The organism is Hyphomicrobium sp. (assembly GCF_036780825.1).
In the GTDB taxonomy this organism is placed as follows: domain Bacteria; phylum Pseudomonadota; class Alphaproteobacteria; order Rhizobiales; family Hyphomicrobiaceae; genus Hyphomicrobium_C.
Map to the genome: position 1 here is coordinate 1 of NZ_DAIQCD010000067.1, position 4,248 is coordinate 4,248.

6 protein-coding genes are annotated in these 4,248 nt (G+C 63.8%); 1 reads left to right on the top strand and 5 read right to left on the bottom strand.

Annotated elements, in window-relative coordinates; translation table 11 throughout:
* Positions 1–859, bottom strand: an 859-nt coding sequence (locus V7P99_RS14690) for an AIR synthase related protein (RefSeq protein ID WP_333795578.1), incomplete at its 3' end; no start/stop codon positions are given.
* Between the two features lie 361 nt (positions 860–1,220).
* Here V7P99_RS14690 and V7P99_RS14695 point away from each other — a divergent pair.
* Complete coding sequence (locus tag V7P99_RS14695) at positions 1,221–1,619, top strand: hypothetical protein (protein WP_333795579.1); 399 nt, start codon at positions 1,221–1,223, stop codon at positions 1,617–1,619.
* A 120-nt stretch (positions 1,620–1,739) separates the two neighbouring features.
* On the opposite strand, the gene purQ is transcribed toward V7P99_RS14695, so the two are convergent.
* The 4 genes from purQ to purC all read right to left on the bottom strand — a co-directional run bounded on the left by purQ (position 1,740) and on the right by purC (position 4,210).
* Positions 1,740–2,444, bottom strand: a complete 705-nt coding sequence (gene purQ / locus V7P99_RS14700; protein WP_333795580.1) for a phosphoribosylformylglycinamidine synthase subunit PurQ — start codon at positions 2,442–2,444, stop codon at positions 1,740–1,742.
* A 26-nt stretch (positions 2,445–2,470) separates the two neighbouring features.
* Positions 2,471–2,917 carry a hypothetical protein gene (locus V7P99_RS14705; RefSeq protein WP_333795581.1) on the bottom strand — a complete coding sequence of 149 codons (447 nt, stop codon included), beginning with the start codon at positions 2,915–2,917 and terminating at the stop codon, positions 2,471–2,473.
* On the bottom strand, positions 2,914–3,156 hold the full coding sequence (purS, locus tag V7P99_RS14710; protein WP_333795582.1) for a phosphoribosylformylglycinamidine synthase subunit PurS: 243 nt from the start codon (positions 3,154–3,156) through the stop codon (positions 2,914–2,916). The genes V7P99_RS14705 and purS overlap by 4 nt, the downstream gene beginning before the upstream one ends.
* A 265-nt stretch (positions 3,157–3,421) precedes the next feature.
* Positions 3,422–4,210 (bottom strand): phosphoribosylaminoimidazolesuccinocarboxamide synthase, encoded by a 789-nt coding sequence (purC, locus tag V7P99_RS14715; protein WP_333795583.1) that lies wholly within the window; start codon positions 4,208–4,210, stop codon positions 3,422–3,424.
* Positions 4,211–4,248: the final 38 nt, after the last annotated feature.

Sequence of the window (4,248 nt, forward strand, 5' to 3'; positions counted from 1 at the left end):
CACCCTTATCCGCCATCTCCGAGGTGGAAGAGGTCAGGCCGGCCGCGCCCATGTCCTGGATGGCGATGATGGCGTCGGAGGCCATCATCTCGAGGCAGGCTTCAATCAGGAGCTTCTCGGTGAAGGGATCGCCCACCTGCACGGTCGGGCGCTTCTCGTCGCTTTTGTCGTCGAACTCGGCGGACGCCATGGTGGCGCCGTGGATGCCATCGCGGCCGGTCTTGGAGCCCACGTAGACGACGGGCAGGCCGACGCCTTTGGCCGCCGAATAGAAGATCTTGTCCGTCTTCGCGAGGCCGACGCACATGGCGTTGACCAGGATGTTGTTATTGTAGCCCGCGTCGAAGTTCAGCTCGCCCCCGACGGTCGGCACGCCGACGCAGTTGCCGTAGCCGCCGATGCCGGAGACGACGCCCGAGACGAGGTGGCGCGTCTTAGGGTGAGACGGGTCACCGAAGCGCAGCGCGTTGAGGTTCGCGACCGGGCGCGCCCCCATAGTGAAGACGTCGCGCATGATGCCGCCGACGCCCGTGGCCGCGCCTTGGTAAGGCTCGATGTAGGACGGGTGGTTGTGGCTCTCCATCTTGAACACAGCCGCGTCTCCATCGCCGAGATCGACGACGCCCGCGTTCTCGCCCGGCCCCTGGATGACCCGGTCACCCGTCGTGGGCAGTGTCTTCAGCCAGAAGCGCGAGGATTTGTAGGAGCAGTGCTCGCTCCACATGACAGAGAAGATGCCGAGCTCGGTCAAGCTAGGCTCGCGGCCCAGAATCTTGAGCAAGCGCTCGTATTCGTCGGGGGTGAGGCCGTGTGCGGCAACCGTCTCGGGCGTGATCTTGGTGGTGGAGGCGTCCTGCATCGGTCTTTCGAGTCTCGCGGTGAAGAACTGTCGCGGTGCTTATAGCGAGCAAGAACGCACTTGTCGCTTCCACGACGTCGCGGCGCCGAAAGCATTTCTCTCTGCCAGCGCTCTCCAGAGGAATGTCGCGAAGCCAGACAGCCAAACCTCGTATTTATCGGTTTGCCCAAGAGGCCTCACAAGGCGGTGCGACATCGGAGCAATTGCGACAGTACCGCGCTGCACAAACATCGTTGCTGCCATGCAGCAAAATGGATTCTCACCACCGGGTCATGGTGTTAGATGATGACCAAGCCGGAATGCAGGCCACAAGAGCTTGCCGCGGCGATCCCAGGCTTCTCATCATTGAAGGAGTGGAACCATGTTGAAAGCGACGAAAGGCGTTGCTGCAGCAGCGGGTCTGATGAGCGTTGTGGTAGCGGGAGCGGTTCTTGCCGGTTCTGTCACCAAGGTCGAGCGGGGTAGCCAGCACGAGATCATGGCCCCCGGACGCGGCGTCAGCCTGAACATCGGCACGAAGCACGCGGTCGGGTATTTCGAGACCAAGGACGATACGTGCCACCTGACCGTCGTAGTCGCCGATATCAACGGCGGCGAGACGGGCCTCGACAGCCCCGGCACGCGGTTCGTCATCCCGGTCATGCCGGGGCGCGGCGTGCAGATCGACGCGAGTGCGGGCCAGTCCGCGGAGTTCGAGTGCGCACCGAGCGCGACCCGCATGAATGCGCGGGTTTTCGATCGGGCACCCTATAAGTCGTAACGCGCGGCGCAAAAAAGAAAGGGAGACGGTTCCGACCGGCTCCCTTTTTCTTTAGCGAACTCGATGGGGATGGACTGGAAAGTCCGTCCCCATTTGGTTTTCGGATCACGTCTAGCGTGCTCAGGCGGTCGCCGCCATGGCGCTCAGAAGGGCGCTTTCGAAAATGCGCCGGCCGTCGGTGCCACCAAGCATCTGCTCATAGAGACGCTCGGGGTGGGGCATCATGCCGAGGATCCGCCCTGTGGGATCGGTAATGCCGGCGATGTTGCGCTGCGCGCCGTTCGGGTTCGTCTCGGCAGACACGTTGCCGTTGGCATCCGAGTAGCGGAACACGACGCGGCCGTCGCCCTCGAGCCGATCGAGCGTCTCCGTGTCGGCAAAATAATTGCCTTCGGCGTGCGCGATGGGGACGCGGACGACCTCGCCCTTGCGGTAGCAAGCGGTGAAAAACGTTTTCTCGTTCTCGACCTTGAGGTGCACGTCGCGGCAGATGAAGCGGAGCGAGGCGTTGCGCATCAGAACACCGGGAAGCAGCCCCGATTCGCAGAGAATCTGGAATCCATTGCAGATGCCGAGCACGGGCGTACCGGCTTTCGCCTTCGCCACCACGTCCCGCATGATAGGGGAATGGGCGGCCATGGCGCCGCAGCGCAGGTAGTCGCCGTAAGAGAAGCCGCCAGGCAAAACGATGACATCGGATGCCGGCACGGCGGCCTCGCCATGCCAAACCATCTGAGCGGGAAAGCCGGTGATGCGCTCCAGCGCCGTCTTCACGTCGCGATCGCAATTGGAGCCGGGAAAGACGATGACGGATGCGCGCAGCATGGCGGCTCAACCTCTCCAGTTCGTACTCAGGGCGCGAGTGGCGACCGGCCCTTTTTCTCACGTTCGACCTCGGCGCGCGACGCGTTCGTCAGCTCCGTGTCGGTGGATTTCATATCCGACATCAGGATCGCGAACTGGCTCTGATCGCCGTATCCGCATCCTTTGCTGTCGGACGTCCAGACCTCCGTCACCTGCTTGCGCAGGGTCCGCAGAACGGCCGCGGGATGCGCGGGGTGTCCCGGAAGCGTGAACATGAACTGGGCGCGCCAAACGTCCGGAGCGGCGAGGCGCGCCACATCGAACCCGCCTTCATGACTCAGTTCGGCACCCGTGAGGGCGCTCGCGTCAGCCCGGAGCGTCTCGAAGCCGAGAGCGCAGTCGAGGCCCGGCGGAGGCGGGGCTTGCGCGACTGCGGCTCCAGGCACGATCGCGCCGAGCATCCAGGCTGCCGCGCCAAGGCGCGCCAGCCTCACGAGGCCAGCTCGTAGCTGTAGTTCTCGATCACCGTGTTGGCCAGCAGCTCGCGGCACATGCGATCCACCTCGGTGCGCGCCTCGTCTTCGCTCATGCCGGTAACGTCGACCTCGATGTACTTGCCCTGCCGCACATCGTTGACGCCTGCGAACCCGAGCGCACCGAGCGCGCTCTGGATGGCTTTCCCCTGTGGGTCGAGCACACCGGGCTTGAGGGTGATCTTGATGCGGGCTTTCATATCGGCTCTCGGCTTGTCATTCGGGGCGTGAGCGTCGGGCGGATCCTTCCGCGGCGGTCGGGATCACGGCGGCGATCCCACTTGTGCGGCTCCCGAGGTCGCCCTCCGCGCAAAACGCGCGTCGTCTCGCTGCTTGGGAGGCGTTTCGGTCTCTGTTTCGGATGGACCCGAAACCCGTTCCCGACGGGCAGGGCCGGCCGGGAACGGTCTCGCTCTAGCGTGCTTCTCGAGGGAAGACAAGGTGACGGCAATGCCGCGCCCTTGATCAGTTCGGCTTGCCTGTAGGGTTGGACGCCACCAGCACAGGGCCGACACCCTTGGGCGGGCGCTGCTCGGTCAAGACACCGAGCCGGCGCGCCACCTCCTGGTAGGCCTCGAGCACGCCGCCGAGATCACGCCGGAAGCGGTCCTTGTCGAGCTTGTCGCCCGACGAGATGTCCCACAGGCGGCAGCAATCGGGGCTGATCTCGTCCGCCAGCACGATGCGCATCTGCTCGTTGTCCCACAGACGCCCGAACTCGACCTTGAAGTCGACGAGGCGGATGCCGATGCCGAGGAACAGCCCGACGAGGAAGTCGTTGACGCGCAGCGCGAGCTGCATGATCTCGTCGATCTCCTGCGGAGCCGCCCAGCCGAAGGCCGTAATGTGCTCTTCCGAGACCATCGGATCGTTGAGCTCGTCCGCCTTGTAGTAGAACTCGATGATCGAACGCGGCAGCTGGGTGCCTTCCTCGAGGCCAAGACGCGTTGCAAGCGAGCCTGCCGCAACGTTGCGCACCACCACCTCGAGTGGGATGATCTCCACCTCGCGGATGAGCTGCTCACGCATGTTGAGCCGCTTCATGAAGTGCGTTGGCACGCCGATCTCGCCGAGCCTCTGGAAGATGTACTCGGAGATGCGATTGTTCAGCACGCCCTTGCCTTCGATGAGCGCGTGCTTCTTCGCGTTGAAGGCTGTGGCGTCGTCCTTGAAGTGCTGAATGAGGGTGCCGGGCTCCGGACCCTCATAGAGCACCTTGGCCTTCCCCTCGTAGATCCGACGCCGCTTGTTCATCGATCCTGGTCCCTTGACGATCACGCTCATGCTCAATC